Genomic DNA, 17,373 nt, shown 5'->3' on the forward strand with positions numbered 1-17,373 from the left:
CCCGTCCGGCGGATCAGAGCCGGCCGATGTCGCCGCGCGGCATGCGCGGCGTGCGGCGCGGCGGGGTGCGGCCCGCGAGGAGGACGAGGCGGGCCGCCCGGTGGCGCTGTCCGGCGTACGGGGCGAGGAGCTCCAGCATGGCGGCGTCGTCGGCGTCCCGGTCCCCGGCGAGGGCGAAACCGATGATGCCGGGCAGGTGCAGGTCTCCGGTGGTGACGGCGTCCGGGTGGCCGTTGCTGCGCTGCAGGGTCTCGGCGGAGGTCCACGGCCCGATGCCGGGCACGGCCTCCAGCCAGCGGGCGGCCTGCGGCAGGTCCATGGCGGCCGCCTCCTCCAGGCGCTCCGCGACGCGGACCGCGCGCAGGATCGTGCTGGAGCGCTTGGCGTCGACCCCGGCCCGGTGCCAGTCCCAGGACGGGATCAGCGCCCAGGTCCGGGGCTCGGGCATCACGTACAGGTCCTGGCCGAGGGGGCCGGGCGCGGGCTCGCCGTACTGCCGTACGAGGCGCCGCCAGGCCCGGTAGGCCTCCTCGGCGGTGACCTTCTGCTCCAGGACCGTGGGGATCAGGGACTCCAGCACCAGGCCCGTCCGGGTCAGGCGCAGGCCGGGGCGGCTGCGGTGGCTGGCGTGGACGAGGCGGTGACGGGGGACGAAGGCCGCCGGGTCGTCGCCGGCGCCGAGGAGCGCGGGGAGCCCTTCGAGGAGCCGGTCGGCGCCCGGGCCCCAGGCCTCGGCGCGGATCCGCGGCCCGGCGCGGGAGACCCGGAGGGTTCCGGGGCCCTCGGGGGTCCGGCTGGCCCTCCAGACGGAGCCGTCGGGGGTCGCCCGGAAGGTCGGGTCGTGGGCGCCGCGCCGCAGGGGTCCGAGGACGAGCCCCAGGTCGAGCGGGCCTTCCGGGGTCCAGTCGCGCTCCTTCGCCCCGGCCCCGGCCGTGCTCCCGGGCCCCGTCGGCACGTCGGTGCGTCCGCCGCGCACGGCGGCGCGGGTGAGGGGGTCGAAGCGGCCGGCCATCCTCCGAGCGTAGCCCGCCCGCGTCCGGCCCCGGACCGGTCCGCGGCGGGGCGTTGACCGGCGGGCCGGAGCGGGCGGGATCGGCGCACTCCGTGTGCTCGGCGTACTGCGCGTGCTCGGTGGGAGGCTCCTACGGGCGGCCCTGGAGCCTGGCCGAGGCGGTACGGGCCGTGCCGAGCTTGCCGTACAGCTGCTTGCCCGGGCACTCGGTGGCGAAGCCGTCGCGGTGGCCGGAGATGACGTTCAGCGAGACGTTGCGGCCCTTGGGGAAGCGGTTGCCGCCGCCCGACTTCAGGGTGGTCTTCCCGCGCGGGTCCCGTCCGAAGAGTCCCAGCTTCCAGGCCGTGAGGCGGGCGACCGCGTCGACCGCCACCGCGGGGGGCGCGGAGGAGGTGTACGTGCCGATCACCGCGATGCCCATGCTGTCGGTGTTGAAGCCCATGGTGTGGGCGCCGAGCACCGGCTTGGACACCCCGCCCGCGCGGCCCTCGTACACCGTGCCGCACTTGTCGACGGCGAAGTTGTAGCCGAAGTCGCGCCAGCCGCTGCTGACCACGTGGTAGCGGTACAGGCTGCGCAGCACCGCCGGGGCGTCCTTGCAGGCGTAGTTGTTGCCGGAGGCGCTGTGGTGGACGAAGGCCGCCTTCACCGTGTTCGTGTAGACGAAGGCCTTCTCGCGCAGGGACTCGTTGGCGCCCCAGCCCTTGCGGGTGACGATGCGCGGGCGCGGGCCGATGTACGGGGCGGCCGCCGCGGCCGGGCCGCCGTCGCCGGCGAAGACGGCGTCGGCGGTGGAGTCGGCCTTGTTCAGCGCGGTGATCTCGTTCGCGCCGATCGGGGCGTGCGGCACGTTCGCGGCGGAGGCCTCGGCCATCTCCATCGTCATGCCGGGGGCCACGAGCTCGCCCTTGTCGTCGCCGGCCGGGCCGTTGTTCTTGCCGTCGGCGGGCCCGGTGGACCCGGCGGCGCCCGGGTCGACGAGTTCGATCCGCAGGCCGGAGGGGAGCCGGGAGCCCGCGCGGGTGGCCGCGGCGCCGGGCTCCGCCTCGACGCGGACCTCCACGCCGTCGGACTCCCCGACCCACAGCGGGGCGGTGGCGCCCCGGACGCGGCCGGATTCGCGTTCGACGGCGTCGGGGTCGGCCGCGTGCTCGCTGTTGTGGACCTCGACGTCCTGCCACGGCGACCAGGTGGCGGTCGCGGTGGAACGGGTGCGGACCTGGACGCGGCCGTGGAGTTCGGTGGTGACGTCGTCCCAGACGACGCCGACCAGGGAGAAGGTCTCCACCTTCCGGGCGGGCAGACCCCGGGTCTCGGGCCCGCCGGGCGAGGCGCTCTTGCCGGGAACGCCCGGGGTGCGGGTCGCGACGGCTCCCAGGGGGACGAGCGGCAGCGACTGGGTGGACCCGGCCGGGGTGACGGGGACGGTTTCGGCGAGTGCTGGAGTCGGGAGCGCGAGGGGCAGGGCCAGTGCGGCGGCCGTCGCGACGCCGATCGAGGAAGCAAGGAATCCACGCATGACAAGGATGGTGGGCAGCCTGCCGGGCCGCCGCCATCCGAGAACTGACGATCCGTCCGGTGCGGCGCGGCATACCCCTCCCTCGTACGGAGGACCCGGTGACCGCCGTCCGGGGGAGGGCCCCGCGTACCCTGTGCCGGGTGAACGCCACTGACCGCACCCCTGCCGACCTGCTGCGATCCGCGCTCGCCGCCGATCCGGGCCGCCCGCTCGTCACCTTCTACGACGACGCCACCGGCGAACGCGTCGAATTGTCCGTCGCGACCTTCGCCAATTGGGTGGCCAAGACCGCGAACCTCCTCCAGGGCGACCTGGGCGCCGAGCCCGGCGACCGCCTGGCCCTGCTGCTCCCGGCCCACTGGCAGAGCGCGGCCTGGCTGCTCGCCTGCGCCTCGGTCGGGGTGGTCGTGGAGATCGGCGGCGACCCGGCCGGTGCGGACCTGGTGGTGAGCGGCCCGGACACGCTGGAGGAGGCGCGGGCCTGTTCCGGCGAGCGGGTGGCGCTGGCGCTGCGGCCGCTGGGCGGTCGCTTCCCGCAGCCGCCCGCCGGGTTCGCGGACTACGCGGTGGAGGTGCCGGGGCAGGGGGACCGCTTCGCGCCCTTCGTGCCGGTGGACCCGCAGGGCCCCGGGCTGGCCGTCGGCGGCGAGGAGCTCTCGTACGCGGCGCTGGTCGACCGGGCCCGGTCGGACGCCGCGCGGCTCGGCCTCGGCGAGGGTTCCCGGGTGCTGACGGGGCTGGCCTACGACAGCTGGGAGGGGCTCTCGGCCGGGCTGTACGCCGCGCTGGCCGCGGGCGGGTCCGTGGTGCTGTGCCGGAACCTGGACCGGCTGCCGGCGGACGCCCTGGCGCAGCGGGTCGAGAGCGAACGGGTCACGCACACCGTCTGACCGGGCCTCTTGCGGGCCCCCCGCGGCCCCGTCCGGCCGTCCGCCCGCACCGCCGCACGCCGAGAACGGCCGATCTGTCACCCGTTCGGCTCTAGACAGGCCCCCGCCCCCAGGCTGCCTTCGCCGCCCGGGGGCAGGATCGGCTGTGGCCGTGCTCACCCGTACGGCTGCTCGCAGCGGCGAGGGGACGGAACGCCAGTGACGGACAGCGCAGGCATACCGGACGGCACCGGTGCGGCCGGGGGCGGGCAGCCGCCCCCGCGGAACCGCAGGCGCCGGCTGCTGCGATGGATCGGGCTCGGTGCGGCGCTGCTCGTCCTGCTGGGGACGGCCGTCGGCTGGTGGGCCTACAACACGCTCGACGGGAACATCACCGAGGACAGCTCCGCGGCGGCCGAGCTGGAGCGCTACGAGCGCGAACGCCCCGCGCACCTCGCCACCGGCGCCCAGAACATCCTGCTGATCGGCTCGGACTCCCGGGCCGGCCGGGGCAACGCCGGCTACGGGGAGGACAAGGGCACCCAGCGCTCGGACACCACGATCCTGCTGCACCTGCCCCGGGACCGCGAGAGCGCGACCGCGGTGTCCATACCCCGGGACCTGATGACGGAGATCCCCTCCTGTCTGAAGCCGGACGGGAGCCGCACGCCCCCCTCCTTCGCGCAGTTCAACTGGTCCTTCGAGTGGGGCGGGGCGGCCTGCACGATCCGGACCGTGGAGAAGCTCACGGGCATCCGGATCGACCACCACATGGTGATCGACTTCGCCGGGTTCAAGCGGATGGTGGACGCCGTCGGCGGTGTCGAGGTGTGCCTGAGGCAGCCGGTGGACGACGCGCAGGCCAAGCTGCGGCTGCCCGCCGGCCGGCAGACCCTCCGGGGCGAGCAGGCACTGGGGTTCGTCCGCGCCCGGCACAGCCTGGGCAACGGCAGCGACACCGAACGCATGCAGCGCCAGCAGCAGTTCCTCGGCTCGCTCGTCAAGAAGGTGCAGAGCAACGGGGTCCTGCTGAACCCGGCGCGGCTGTACCCGCTACTGGACGCGGCGACCTCCTCGCTGACCACCGACCCGGGGCTGGCCTCGCTGCGGAACCTGTACGAACTCGTACGGGGCGTACGGGACATACCGACGGAACGGATCACCTTCCTGACCGTGCCCCGCCGCCCCTACGGTCCGAACCCCAACCGCGACGAGCTGGTGGAGCCCGATGCGGCCCTGCTCTTCCGGCAGTTGCGGGAAGACCGCTCGGTCACGGTGACCCCGCCGAAGCCCTCGCCGTCGGTGTCCGCGTCAACCGCGACCCCGGCGGAGGCAACCGCTTCGGTGGACCCGGACGCCGCCCGTTGGACGGATCCGGCCGGCCGGGGAACCGTGACGGCGCCCACACCCGTCCCCACCTTCACCGGGACCACGGCGGACGAGGCCGACTGCCGGTAAAGCAATCCCAAAAGCCGGTGACCGAACCGAGTGGGATAGGCAGTTCGCCCCGTTATAAGGGGAGTGGAATTTGTCACCACCATGGTTTGCGGCCGAACAGGGCGGATAAGGTGAGCGATCCGGTGCCCGGCCGGACCGGAGACCGGGTACCAGCAGCCGGATCGTTGACCGTGCGTCTTGGGGGAGGCGCGTCGCGAGGCACCGACGGAGGATTCGAGCAACCGTGGATGCGCAAAGCCGTGGGCGGGCGGACGAGATCGACCCCGCAGACCAGTGGGTGCTCAATCCCCGCACCGGCCACTACGAGCTGCAATTGAACGACTCCGGTGCGCAGGCGCGGCCCAGGGTCGGGGCCCCCCGCCGGTCCTCGACGGCCACCCCCTCCGCACCCACCGCCCCCTCCCCCGGTGTGCCGAAGCCGCGCCGCGGCGACGCTCCGCCCGGCGGGCGGCGCGGGGGGCGCTCCCGCAAGGGTGACGGCGGCGGGGGCCGCCGGAAGAAGGCCCTGGCCGTCACGGGAGGCACGCTGGCCTTCCTGCTGGTCGGCGGTGCCGTGGCCGGGTACCTCTACTACGACCACCTGAACGGCAACCTGAGCGTCACCGACATCGCGGGCGCCGGCACGGGCGGCTTCAAGAAGGACCAGGCCATCAACATCCTGGTCATCGGCACCGACAAGCGCAGCGGTGCGGGCAACGAGGGCTACGGCGACAAGGACAGCGTCGGCCACGCCGACACGACGATCCTGTTCCACATCGCCAAGGACCGCTCCAACGCGACGGCGCTGTCCATCCCGCGCGACCTGATCACGAACATCCCGGACTGCCCGACCAAGCAGCCCGACGGCACCACCAAGACGGTCCGCGGCTCCAAGGGCATCCGCTTCAACAACAGCCTGGGCCAGGAGGGCCGCGACGCGGGCTGCACGATGCGCACGGTCAAGGACCTCACCGGCATAGAGGTCGACAACTTCATGATGGTCGACTTCAACGCCGTGAAGACCCTGAGCACTGCGGTCGGCGGCGTGCCCGTCTGCCTGGAGAAGGCCGTCGACGACCCGGACTCCAAGCTGAAGCTCCCGCAGGGCGAGCACCGGCTGCAGGGCGAGCAGGCACTGGCCTTCGTACGGACCCGGCACGCCTTCGGCAACGAGAGCGACCTGGACCGCATCAAGACCCAGCAGCAGTTCCTCGGTTCGATGATGCGCGAGATGAAGTCCAAGGAGACGCTGACCAGTCCGAAGAAGTTCTTCTCACTCGCCGAGGCGGCCACCAAGTCGCTGACCGTGGACCAGGGGCTGGGCTCCATCGACAAACTCACGGACCTCGCGACCGAGTTGAAGGACATCGACCTCAAGAACATCACGTTCACCACGCTGCCCGTGCTGGACAACCCGGCAGAGCCCGCGAACCGCAAGGCGACGGTGGTGGTCAACCAGGGGCTGGCGGATCCGCTGCTGCAGATGATCCGGGGAGACGTCTCGCTCACGGAGGTCGAGAAGAAGGAGCAGGCCGCGAAGGAGGCGGCCGACGCCGACGCGAAGGCCAAGCAGGACGCGCTGCTCCAGGGCGGCCGGGCGGCCGCGGGGGACGTGCGGGTGTCGGTCTACAACGGCGGGGGGCCCAAGGGCGCCGCCTCCACCACGCTCAACTGGCTGCAGAACACCAAGGGCATGACCAAGGCCAGCAACCAGGGCAACGCTCCGTCGAAGGTGGACGCCACCCAGCTGGAGTTCGCGCCCAACCAGGCCGACCAGGCCCGTGCGCTCGCCGACGCCCTCGGGCTGCCGGCCACCGCGCTGAAGGTGGGGACCTCGGACGCGGGGGCGAAGACCCCGATGAAGCTGACCCTGGGGCCGGACTTCTCGCAGCCGGGCTCCCCGCTGGCGCCGCCGGTGCCGCAGGAACTGCCCAAGGACGTCCAGCAGGCACAGGCCGACAAGGCCGTCTGCGCCAAGTAGCGGCAGGTGCCGGCCGTACCGGCACACCCATGACCAAGAAGGACCCGAGGGGGATACGCGTGACGCACAGCAGCGTGCGGGGGGAGGGGGCGACCGCCCAGGCCGACGGGGACATACCCGGCGGCGGGGCCGGCGCCTCCGGCACGGTGCCCCCGCAGCGGGACGGCTCGGGGCGGGCCCGCAAGGCGGCGGCCGGCCCGCCCGGCAGACGGGGCCGCCGGCGCGTGCTGCGCTGGATGTCCGCCGTGCTGTCCCTGCTCATACTCGGGACGGCGGCGGCCGGCTACCTCTACTACCGCCACCTGAACGGCAGCATCCAGACGGACGCCCTGAACCTCGGGGACAACAAACTGGGCGGCTCCAAGCCCAACGCCTTCGGGCAGACCCCCCTGAACATCCTGCTCATCGGCTCGGACGCGCGTGACGACGCGGAGAACCAGGCCCTCGGCGGCGCCACCGACACCTTCGACGGGCCGCCCCTCGCGGACGTGCAGATGCTGCTGCACCTGTCCGCCGACCGCTCCAACATGTCCGTGGTGTCGATGCCCCGCGACACGATGCTGATGATGCCCAAGTGCACCGAGCCGGGCGGCAAGGTGCACCCGGCCAGCAAGGGCCTCGTCCAGACGAACGAGTCGATCCAGCGCGGTGGCCCGGGCTGCACGGTCGCCGCCTGGACCGAGCTGACCAAGATCCCCATCGACCACTTCATGATGATCGACTTCAAGGGCGTCGTGAAGATGGCCGACGCCATCGGCGGCGTCCCGGTCTGCGTCGAGCAGAACGTGCACTCCCGCACCCGGGACGGCAAGGGCTCCGGCCTGAAGCTGCCGAAGGGCACGAGCGTCATCCAGGGCGAGACGGCCCTGCAGTGGCTGCGCACCCGCTACGGCTTCGAGGACGGCACCGACATAGGCCGGACCCACGCCCAGCACCAGTACATGAACTCCATGGCCCGGGAGTTCCGCAAGAACGCCAAGCTCAGCAACCCGGTCAAGCTCAACAGCCTGGCGCAGGCGGCCATCGAGGCCATGGTGGTGGACACCGGCCTGAACAAGATCGACAAGCTGTTCGACCTCAGCATGGAGCTGAAGAAGGTCCCGCCGGGCCGGATCACCATGACCACGATGCCGTGGATCTACAGCACCAAGCCCGGCCTGGACGGCCGCGTCGAGCCCAAGCCGGGCGAGGCAGAGGACCTGTTCCGGATGGTCCGCGAGGACATCGCCCTCGACGGACAGGGCTCGGGGACCCCGCCCGCCTCCGCGACCCCCGGGACTCCGGCGGCCTCGCCGTCCGCTCCGGCCGGGCAGCCGAGCGCCGCCCCGACGGCCGCCGCCACCGCCGCACCCCCGTCGAGGATCGCGGTGACCGTCCGCAACTCCACCGGCGGCAAGGACGGCTCCGAGGCCCTGGTCAAGGGCCGGGCCAGCGAGGTCGCCGCCCTGCTGGGCGGGAAGGGCTTCGGCAAGGTCGTCGCGGACACCCGGACGGGCGCCGAGGACACCTCGGTGATCCGGTTCGCCACCGACGCCCAGGCCGCCGACGCGGCGGTCGTGGCCACCGCCCTGGGCCTGCCCGCCACCTCGGTGCAGAAGTCCGACCAGGTCGCCGGGATCGTGGTGTTCGTCGGGAAGGACTGGCGGACCGGCGGATCACCGGCCGCGCCGCCGCCGGCCCCGACCAAGGCCCCGGACTCCGCGCACGCCCTGAACGGCGACAACGACCAGGCCTGCATGGCGATCCAGCCCGGCTTCACCTGGTAGCAGGCGCGCGGAGAACACGCGCAGGGAAAAGGGGCCCGGTACGGCGGCTGCGGTGATCGCAGCCCCCGTACCGGGCCCCTCGTCGCGTCTCAGGCCTGCGGGGCGTTCGTCCGCACGGCCGGGCGGCGCGTGGCGATGAGCTTCTCCGCCAGCGAGCGCGGGCTCGTCAGGAAGCCGAAGCCCCAGCTCAGGTGCATGGTCGCCAGGGCCACGGGGATCTGCGCGCGGGCCCTCGGGGACAGACCCCTGCCGGCCGGGACGGAGCCCGCGGCGATCGCCGCGAGGTAGCCGGCCGGGACGGCGAAGCCCAGGGGGCTGACGGTCGCGCCCACGACCACGCCCGCGGCGAGCGCGCAGACGAGGGTCGGCGGGGCCAGGTAGCGCAGGTTGATGGAGCCCGAGTGGTAGCGGGCCACCACGTGCCGCCAGCGGCCGTAGTCCTTGTACTGCTTCGCCAGCGCCTTCACCGATCGCCGGGGGCGGTACTGGACCCGCAGCTCCGGCGAGAACCAGATGAGCCCGCCGGCCTCGCGGATGCGGAAGTTCAGCTCCCAGTCCTGGGCGCGGATGAACTCCTCGTTGTAGCCGCCCTGCTGCTCCAGCGCCTCGCGGCGGAACACGCCCAGGTAGACGGTCTCGGCCGGACCGGCCTGGCCGCCGGTGTGGAAGGGCGCGTTCCCCACGCCGATCTTCGAGGTCATCGCGGCGGCGACGGCCTCTTCCCAGGCGTTCTCGCCCTCGGCGTGCATGATCCCGCCGACGTTCTGCGCGCCGGTCTCCTCCAGGAGCCGGACGGCGGTGGCGATGTAGTTCGGGGAGAGCATGCCGTGGCCGTCGACGCGTACCACGATCGGGTGACGCGAGGCCTTGATGGCGGCGTTGAGCGCCGCCGGGGTCCGGCCGGTGGGGTTCGGGACGGTGTGGACTCGGGGATCCTCCGCGACGAGTTCGGCGGCGATCTCGTCGGTGCGGTCCGTGGACGGCCCGAGTGCGATCACCACCTCCATCTCGCCCGCATACTCCTGTTCCAGGATGTGGCGGACGGACTCACGGAGGTAGTGCTCCTCATCGAGCACCGGCATGATCACCGAGACTGCGGGCTGCTGGGCGGGCATGTGGTCCTTCAAGGTCGGGTATCGGTGTCACGTTACCGCGTACGGGGGAACCAGGTGCGCGCCGAGTGATCGGTAGGGACAGCCGCTGATCGTATGGGCCTACTGTTCTGTCGCATCACCCGGCTGAGCTGCTCACGACCGGCCCGGCCCGAGTCCGGTTCCCTGCTGCCCCGCGGAGGTGTCCACCGTGCCCCAGCCGCACCGACCCACCCGTCCCGCCCGGCCGCCCGAGCCGCAGCGCGCACGGCGCGGCGGCGGTGGCGGCCGGGCCCGGAGCCGGGAGGGCAGACCCCGCTGGGGGGTGCGGCTCGCGGCCGGGGTGTCGGTGGCGGTGCTCGGCTCCGGGGCCGTCGGGCACGCCGTCATGACCGGTCTGGACACCGGGATCGAGCGGGTGGACCCCTTCAAGGACATGAAGAACCGCCCACAGGCCGGGCACGGCCTGAACTTCCTGCTGGTGGGCACCGACGGCCGGGAGAAGATCACCCCCGAGGAGAAGCGCGAGTACCGCCTGGGCGGGGCGCCCTGCCACTGCACGGACACGATCATGCTGGTGCACCTGTCGGCGGACAAGGCCCGGGCCAGCGTGATCAGCCTGCCCCGGGACAGCTACGCCGAGGTGCCCGCGCACACGGACCTCACCACCGGCAAGGCGCACAAGGCCCACCCGGTCAAGCTCAACGCGGCCTACGCGGAGGGCGGGCCCAACCTGACCGTGCGGACCGTCGAGAACATGACCCGCGTGAAGATCGACCACTACCTGGAGGTCGACTTCACCAGCTTCATGAAGACGGTCGACGCCATGGGCGGGGTGGAGATCTGCACGGCCAAGACCATGCGCGACCCCAACACGGGCCTGGACCTGCTGCCCGGCACCCACCGGCTGACCGGCGGCCAGGCCCTGCAGTACGTGCGCTCGCGCCACGTCGACGGGGCCTCCGACCTCGGCCGGATGCAGCGCCAGCAGCGCTTCATCGCCGCCCTGATCAAGCAGGCGACCGGCGGCGGGGTCCTGCTGAACCCGGTGAAGTTCAAGGAGGTCAGCTCCACCCTGCTCGGCTCGGTCCGGGCCGACAAGGACTTCGGCTCCGAACAGATGCTGGCGCTCGGACAGGCGATGCGGGACTTCACCCCGTCCTCCTCCGAGTTCGCCTCCGTGCCCATCGGCAGCGCCTCCTTCCGGGTGAAGGGCATCGGGTCCACCGTGAAGTGGGACGAGCCGAAGGCGGCCAGGCTCTTCGAGGCGCTGCGCGAGGACCGTCCGCTGGCCCCGGTGCGGCCCGGGAAGCCCGGCGCGGCCGGCCGGCCCGCGGCGGTCCCGGTGGACGTGCCCCCGCAGCAGGTCCGGGTCCAGGTGGAGAACGGCACGCGGATCGACGGGCTGGGCGGCCGGGTGGACGCCGCGCTGCGCGCCACCGGCTTCGACACCACCCGGGCGCCGGGCAACGGCGCCAGCCGCGACGTCCGGCGCACGGTGATCACGTACGACCCGCGCTGGGACCGCACCGCGCGGACGGTGGCGACGGCGCTGCCGGGCAGCGAGCTGCGGGCGGTCGCCGGCCAGGGCCGGACGGTCCTGGTCACCGCGGGCGCCGACTACCGCAAGGTGGTGCCGGTGCGGGCGGAGGACCCCTACCAGGGCGCCTTCGGGGTGGTCACCGGGGACCAGGTGGTCTGCGGGAGCTGACCCGCGCCCCCGGCCGGCGGGTCAGTCCTCGGAGCCGCGGGCGTTGCGCTCCTCGCGCAGCGCCATGATGGCCTGGCGGCGGGCGAGCCGGTGGGTGCGGCGGATCTGGGCCTCCTGGTAGCGCCGCTCGTCCTGCTCGGTCTCCGGCAGCACGGGCGGGACCGTACGGGGCTTGCCCTCGGCGTCCACGGCCGCGAAGACGAGGTAGGCGCTGCCGACCTGGGTGGCGGGGGTGGACTCGTTCCAGCGTTCGGCGAGGACGCGCACGCCGATCTCCATGGAGGAGCGGCCGGTCCAGTTGCACTGGGCCTTCACGTGGACGAGGTCGCCGACGCGGACGGGCGCGAGGAAGGCCATCTCGTCCATCGAGGCGGTGACCGCGGGGCCGCCGGAGTGACGCCCGGCCACGGCACCGGCCGCGTCGTCCACCAGTTTCATGATCACTCCACCGTGCACCGTGCCCAGGAGGTTGGTGTCGTTGGCGGTCATGATGTGGCTGAGGGTGGTGCGCGAGGCGGAGGTCGGCTTCCCGGGCAGCTCGTCCGGTATCTGTGTCATACGGACACCTTAGATCCGTGCCGTGGGCATCAGCTCTGCAACAGCCGCGGAACGGATCCTCCCCCGGGCTGTCGGTGGGTGCGCGGGGCCAGGCATCCTTGGCGCATGAATGACTGGCCAGAAGGTCGTGACGACGCCTACGGACGCGGCAGCGCGCATCCCCAGCCCGAGGGCGTGCAGCGGATGCGGCACGTCCAGCGCCCGCCCCGGCAGCAGCCGCCGCGGCCCGCGCAGCCCCCGCAGCCGCAGCGTCCGGCGGGGCCCCCGCCGGGGCACGTGCCTCCGCAGCAGGCGGGCGCCCACGACACGTACGGCGGTTACGACAGCGGCTACAACACCGGCCAGGTCTACGGCTCGCCCTCCGGCGGCGCTCCCGGCCGCCCGTCGGGCCCCGGCGGACCGTCGGGGCCGGGCGGCCCCGGGGGACGGCCCGGTCCCACGCCGGACTGGCGCAAGCGCATCAAGGTCGGCTCGATCGTGCTGGTCTCCGCGCTGCTGGTGACCTCGGTGGCCACCTACTTCTGGGCGGACGGCAAGGTGCGCCGCGAGGTGGACCTCTCCAAGGTCATCGAGCGGCCGAAGGAGGGAGACTGCACCACCTACCTGATCGTGGGCTCCGACAGCCGCGAGGGCATGTCCGACGAGGAGAAGAAGAAGCTCCACACGGGCTCGGCCGAGGGCAAGCGGACCGACTCGATGATGATCCTGGCGAAGTGCTCCAGCGGGAACACCATGATCTCGCTGCCGCGCGACTCGGACGTGGAGATCCCCTCCTTCGTCGGCTCCCAGTCCGGCAAGAAGTTCCCCGCGCAGGGGCGGCGGGTCAAGCTCAACGCGGCGTACGCCGAGGACGGGCCGGAGCTGCTGGTGCGGACCGTTGAGCACAACACGGGCCTGCGCATCGACCACTACGCCGAGATCGGCTTCGCCGGCTTCGCGAACATCGTGGACGCCCTGGGCGGCGTGGAGCTGGACATCGAGGAGGGCTTCAAGGACGAGAAGTCGGGCGCCGACTTCAAGGCCGGCAAGCAGACGCTGAACGGCGAGCAGTCGCTGGCGTTCGTCCGGACCCGCTACGCCTTCGCCGAGTCCGACCTGCAGCGGACCAAGAACCAGCAGAAGTTCCTGGCGGCGCTGGCCAACCAGGCCGCGACCCCCTCGACGGTGCTCAACCCGTTCACGCTCTACCCGGTGATGGGCGCGGGCCTGGACACCCTGATCGTGGACAAGGACATGGGCCTGTACGACATGGGCCAGATGTTCTTCGCGATGAAGGGCGTCAACGGCGGTGACGGCGTGTCGATGAACATGCCGATCTCCGGTCAGCGCGGCGGCAACCTCGTCTGGGACAAGGCGAAGGTGCAGCAGCTGGTGAAGCAGATCCAGAACGACGAGAAGGTCACCGTCCGCGGCAACTGACCGCGGCGGCGGCCCGCCCGCACCCCCGGACCGCGCGTCAGGCGTCCGGGGAGAAGCGGATGACGGCGTCGGGCAGCCGGGCCTCGCACCACACGCGGGCCCCGGCGCGCAGCTCGTTGTCCGCGCCGACGACGGCTCCGTCGCCGACGACCGTGCCGTCCAGCACGGTCCGCTCGCCCACTGCGGCGCGGGCTCCGATCAGGCTGGCGCTCACCTGGGCGTCCGCTCCGACGACGGCGTCGTCGAGGACGATGGAGCCCTGGACGACGGCTCCGGCCCCGATGCGGGCTCCGGCCCCCACGACGGTGCCGCCGGAGAGCTTGGCGCCGGCGGCCACCTCCGCGCCGGGCAGCACCAGGTACTCGCCGCGGCGGCCGGGCACGGCCGGGGAGGGCACGACGCCGCGGACCAGGTCGGCGGAGGCCTGGATGATGGACTCGGGCTTGCCGAGGTCCATCCAGTAGGTGTTCTCGGTGACCCCGTGGAGCGTGGCGCCGGCGGCGAGCAGGCCGGGGAAGGTCTCGCGCTCGACGGAGACCGGGCGGCCGGCCGGGATCGAGTCGATCACGCTGCGGCGGAAGACGTAGCAGCCGGCGTTGATCTGGTCGGTGATGATCTCCTCGGGCGTCTGCGGCTTCTCGGTGAAGGCCAGCACCCGCCCGTCGGGGTCGGTGGGGACCAGGCCGAAGGCGCGGGGGTCCTCGACCCGGACCAGGTGCAGGGAGACGTCGGCGTCGGCGCTCTCGTGCGCCCGGACCAGCCCGGCGATGTCCAGGCCGGTCAGGATGTCGCCGTTGAAGACCAGGACGGAGGAGTCGGAGCCGCCGGTCAGCCGCCGGCCGGCGTTGCGGATGGCGCCGCCGGTGCCCAGGGGCTCGTCCTCGACGACGTATTCGAGGGAGATGCCGAAGTCGGACCCGTCGCCGAAGTAGGGCTCGAAGACCTCGGCGAGGTAGCAGGTGGCCATGACGATGTGCGTGACACCGGCGGCGGCGGCCCTGGCTATCTGGTGGGCGAGGAACGGCACACCGGCCGTGGGGACCATCGGCTTCGGCGTGTTCACCGTCACCGGCCGCAGGCGCGTCCCCTGTCCGCCGACCAGCAGGATCGCTTCCGTCATTGCGTTCTCCCCAACCGATTCCGGCGTACGAAGGTCCAAATTTAGCCCATGCGGGTGGGCCCCGGCCCCGGGGCCACAGCGACGAGGAACCCCCGGCCGGCGGCCGGGGGTCCCTGTGTCCGTGCAGGTCGGAGCAGGCTACGGCAGGTTGCGGGCCATGACGATCCGCTGCACCTGGTTCGTGCCTTCATAAATCTGCGTGATCTTGGCGTCGCGCATCATGCGCTCGACCGGGTAGTCACGGGTGTAGCCGTAGCCGCCGAGGAGCTGGACGGCGTCCGTGGTGACCTCCATGGCCACGTCGGAGGCGAAGCACTTGGCCGCGGCACCGAAGAAGGTCAGGTCCTCCTTGTCGCCCCCGGCGGAGACGCGCTCGGACTTGGCGGCGGCCGAGTAGGTGAGCTGGCGGGCGGCCTCGATCTTCATGGCCATGTCCGCGAGCATGAACTGCACGCCCTGGAAGTCGCCGATCGGCTTGCCGAACTGCTTGCGCTCCTGGACGTAGCCCTTGGCGTAGTCCAGCGCGCCCTGCGCGATGCCGAGCGCCTGGGCGGCGATCGTGATGCGGGTGTGGTCCAGCGTCTTCATGGCGGTGGCGAAGCCGGTGCCCTCGGCGCCGATCATGCGGTCGGCCGGGATCCGGACGTTGTCGAGGTAGATCTCGCGCGTCGGGGAGCCCTTGATGCCGAGCTTCTTCTCCGGGGCGCCGAAGGAGACGCCCTCGTCGGACTTCTCGACGACGAAGGCGCTGATGCCCTTGGAGCGCTTCTCCGGGTCGGTGACGGCCATGACCGTGTAGTACTCGGAGACGCCCGCGTTGGTGATCCAGCGCTTGACGCCGTTGAGCACCCAGAAGTCGCCGTCGCGCACCGCGCGGGTCTTCATGCCGGCCGCGTCCGAGCCCGCGTCCGGCTCGGAGAGCGCGTACGAGAACATCGCGTCGCCCTTGGCGAGCGGGCCGAGGTACTTGGCCTTGAGCTCCTCGGAACCGGAGAGGATCACCGGGAGCGAGCCGAGCTTGTTGACGGCCGGGATCAGGGAGGAGGAGGCGCAGACGCGGGCCACCTCCTCGATCACGATCACGGTGGCGAGGGCGTCGGCGCCCGCGCCGCCGTAGGTCTCCGGGACGTGGACGGCGTGCAGGTCGTTGGCGACCAGCGCGTCGAGGGCTTCCTGCGGGAAGCGGGACTCCTCGTCAACGGCGGCTGCGAACGGCAGGATCTTCGCCTCGGCGAGCGAGCGGACCGACTCGCGGAGCATGTCGTGCTCCTCGGCCGGGCGGTACAGGTCGAAGTCGGCAGAACCCGCCAAGATCTCTCACTCCCCAGGGTGACACGCGAAAAACGTGATGCTAACTACCGTTAAGTAACCCAAGTTTAGTGGCCCGCTCACGGATGGCGATATGGGCGCCCCACGTGAGTTGCGTGACAGAAGGTGCACTCCTGGGGACCGTCCCCCCTGACCGGCCCGACTATGCTCAGTGGCCGCAAACGGCCCCGCACCTCTGGAGCACCCATGGCCCCCCTCAGGATCACTGTGATCGGCACCGGCTACCTCGGCGCGACGCACGCCGCGGCGATGGCGGAGCTGGGCTTCGAGGTGCTGGGCCTGGACGTGGTGCCCGAGAAGATCGAGATGCTGGCCGCGGGCCGGGTGCCGATGTACGAGCCCGGGCTGGAAGAACTGCTGGCCAAGCACGTGGCCGGACTGCCGGGCTCGACCGGGCGGCTGCGGTTCACCACCTCCTACGAGGAGGTCGGCGCCTTCGGCGACGTCCACTTCGTCTGCGTGAACACCCCGCAGAAGCACGGCGAGTACGCGTGCGACATGTCCTACGTCGACGCGGCGATGGCCTCCCTCGCCCCGCACCTGACCCGGCCGGTCCTGGTCGTCGGCAAGTCCACGGTGCCGGTCGGCTCCGCGCAGCGGCTGGCGGCGAAGCTGGCGGAGCTGTCCCCGGCGGGCGACGGCGTGGAGCTGGCCTGGAACCCGGAGTTCCTGCGCGAGGGCTTCGCCGTGCAGGACACCCTGCACCCCGACCGGATCGTGATCGGTGTCCAGGGCGAGCGCGGCGAGAAGCTGCTGCGCGAGGTCTACGAGACGCCGATGGCCGAGGGCAGCCCCCTGGTCGTCACCGACTTCCCGACCTCCGAGCTGGTGAAGACGGCCGCCAACTCCTTCCTCGCCACCAAGATCTCCTTCATCAACGCGATGGCGGAGGTCTGCGAGGCCGCCGGCGGCGACGTGGTCAAGCTGGCCGAGGCCATCGGCTACGACGAGCGGATCGGCGCGAAGTTCCTGCGGGCCGGCATCGGCTTCGGCGGCGGCTGCCTGCCCAAGGACATCCGCGCCTTCATGGCGCGGGCCGGCGAGCTGGGCGCGGACCAGGCGCTGACCTTCCTGCGCGAGGTGGACTCCATCAACATGCGCCGCCGCGGCCACATGGTCGAACTGGCCCGCGAGGCCGTCGGCGGCTCGTTCCTCGGCAAGCGGGTCGCCGTCCTCGGCGCCACCTTCAAGCCGGACTCCGACGACGTCCGCGACTCGCCCGCCCTGAACGTGGCCGGGCAGATCCACCTCCAGGGCGGCCAGGTCACCGTCTACGACCCCAAGGGCATGGAGAACGCCCGGCGCGTCTTCCCCACCCTCGGGTACGCGGACTCCGCGCTGGAGGCGGCCCGCGGGGCGGAGGTCGTGCTGCACCTGACGGAGTGGCGGGAGTTCCGCGACCTCGACCCGGCGGAGCTGGCCTCCGTGGTCACCGACCGGCTCGTGCTGGACGGGCGCAACGCGCTGGACCCGGTGCGGTGGCGGGCGGCGGGGTGGACGTACCGGGCGATGGGGCGGCCCCGAGCCTGAACCCTGCGGGGTGCTCGGCGGGCCTGGTCCT

General features: G+C 72.5%; 13 protein-coding genes. 7 read left to right on the plus strand and 6 right to left on the minus strand.

The window, feature by feature from the left end; genetic code table 11:
• Nucleotides 1-13 precede the first annotated feature (13 nt).
• Both ACPU2J_RS13460 and ACPU2J_RS13465 read right to left on the minus strand, forming a co-directional pair.
• Nucleotides 14-1,012, minus strand: a complete 999-nt coding sequence (locus ACPU2J_RS13460) for a DNA-3-methyladenine glycosylase family protein (RefSeq protein ID WP_423833307.1) — start codon at nucleotides 1,010-1,012, stop codon at nucleotides 14-16.
• Nucleotides 1,013-1,142: 130 nt separating this feature from the next.
• Nucleotides 1,143-2,531, minus strand: a complete 1,389-nt coding sequence (locus tag ACPU2J_RS13465; protein ID WP_420080609.1) for a peptidoglycan recognition protein family protein — start codon at nucleotides 2,529-2,531, stop codon at nucleotides 1,143-1,145.
• 140 nt (nucleotides 2,532-2,671) lie between these two features.
• On the opposite strand from ACPU2J_RS13465, the gene ACPU2J_RS13470 reads away from it, so the two are divergent.
• The 4 genes from ACPU2J_RS13470 to ACPU2J_RS13485 all read left to right on the plus strand — a co-directional run bounded on the left by ACPU2J_RS13470 (nucleotide 2,672) and on the right by ACPU2J_RS13485 (nucleotide 8,584).
• A complete protein-coding gene (locus tag ACPU2J_RS13470; protein ID WP_420080608.1) occupies nucleotides 2,672-3,421 on the plus strand; it encodes a TIGR03089 family protein in 750 nt (249 codons plus the stop codon).
• Between the two features lie 198 nt (nucleotides 3,422-3,619).
• Nucleotides 3,620-4,858, plus strand: coding sequence for an LCP family protein (locus tag ACPU2J_RS13475; protein WP_420080607.1), 1,239 nt, complete (start codon nucleotides 3,620-3,622; stop codon nucleotides 4,856-4,858).
• A 223-nt stretch (nucleotides 4,859-5,081) separates the two neighbouring features.
• On the plus strand, nucleotides 5,082-6,818 hold the full coding sequence (locus ACPU2J_RS13480) for an LCP family protein (RefSeq protein ID WP_420080606.1): 1,737 nt from the start codon (nucleotides 5,082-5,084) through the stop codon (nucleotides 6,816-6,818).
• A gap of 59 nt (nucleotides 6,819-6,877) precedes the next feature.
• Nucleotides 6,878-8,584 (plus strand): LCP family protein, encoded by a 1,707-nt coding sequence (locus ACPU2J_RS13485; protein WP_423833308.1) that lies wholly within the window; start codon nucleotides 6,878-6,880, stop codon nucleotides 8,582-8,584.
• Between the two features lie 89 nt (nucleotides 8,585-8,673).
• Here the strand turns inward: ACPU2J_RS13485 and ACPU2J_RS13490 are convergent, their stop codons facing one another.
• Entirely contained in the window at nucleotides 8,674-9,699 is a 1,026-nt protein-coding gene (locus tag ACPU2J_RS13490) for a glycosyltransferase family 2 protein (RefSeq protein ID WP_423833309.1), read from the minus strand.
• Between the two features lie 301 nt (nucleotides 9,700-10,000).
• Here ACPU2J_RS13490 and ACPU2J_RS13495 point away from each other — a divergent pair, with 301 nt between their 5' ends.
• Complete coding sequence (locus ACPU2J_RS13495) at nucleotides 10,001-11,386, plus strand: LCP family protein (RefSeq protein WP_361598658.1); 1,386 nt, start codon at nucleotides 10,001-10,003, stop codon at nucleotides 11,384-11,386.
• Between the two features lie 21 nt (nucleotides 11,387-11,407).
• Here ACPU2J_RS13495 and ACPU2J_RS13500 read toward each other — a convergent pair whose 3' ends face one another.
• Nucleotides 11,408-11,944: an acyl-CoA thioesterase gene (locus tag ACPU2J_RS13500; RefSeq protein WP_360875801.1), complete on the minus strand. Its 537-nt coding sequence runs from the start codon at nucleotides 11,942-11,944 to the stop codon at nucleotides 11,408-11,410.
• Between the two features lie 105 nt (nucleotides 11,945-12,049).
• On the opposite strand from ACPU2J_RS13500, the gene ACPU2J_RS13505 reads away from it, so the two are divergent.
• The gene (locus ACPU2J_RS13505; RefSeq protein WP_423833310.1) at nucleotides 12,050-13,363 is read left to right on the plus strand and encodes an LCP family protein; all 1,314 of its coding nucleotides are present in this window, start codon (nucleotides 12,050-12,052) and stop codon (nucleotides 13,361-13,363) included.
• 37 nt (nucleotides 13,364-13,400) lie between these two features.
• Here ACPU2J_RS13505 and ACPU2J_RS13510 read toward each other — a convergent pair whose 3' ends face one another.
• Complete coding sequence (locus ACPU2J_RS13510) at nucleotides 13,401-14,483, minus strand: sugar phosphate nucleotidyltransferase (protein WP_420080603.1); 1,083 nt, start codon at nucleotides 14,481-14,483, stop codon at nucleotides 13,401-13,403.
• 138 nt (nucleotides 14,484-14,621) lie between these two features.
• Nucleotides 14,622-15,794 carry an acyl-CoA dehydrogenase family protein gene (locus ACPU2J_RS13515; protein WP_361598566.1) on the minus strand — a complete coding sequence of 391 codons (1,173 nt, stop codon included), beginning with the start codon at nucleotides 15,792-15,794 and terminating at the stop codon, nucleotides 14,622-14,624.
• A gap of 204 nt (nucleotides 15,795-15,998) precedes the next feature.
• On the opposite strand from ACPU2J_RS13515, the gene ACPU2J_RS13520 reads away from it, so the two are divergent.
• The gene (locus ACPU2J_RS13520) at nucleotides 15,999-17,342 is read left to right on the plus strand and encodes a UDP-glucose dehydrogenase family protein (RefSeq protein WP_361598563.1); all 1,344 of its coding nucleotides are present in this window, start codon (nucleotides 15,999-16,001) and stop codon (nucleotides 17,340-17,342) included.
• Nucleotides 17,343-17,373 lie beyond the last annotated feature (31 nt).

The organism is Streptomyces manipurensis (assembly GCF_049570255.1).
In the GTDB taxonomy this organism is placed as follows: domain Bacteria; phylum Actinomycetota; class Actinomycetes; order Streptomycetales; family Streptomycetaceae; genus Streptomyces; species Streptomyces manipurensis.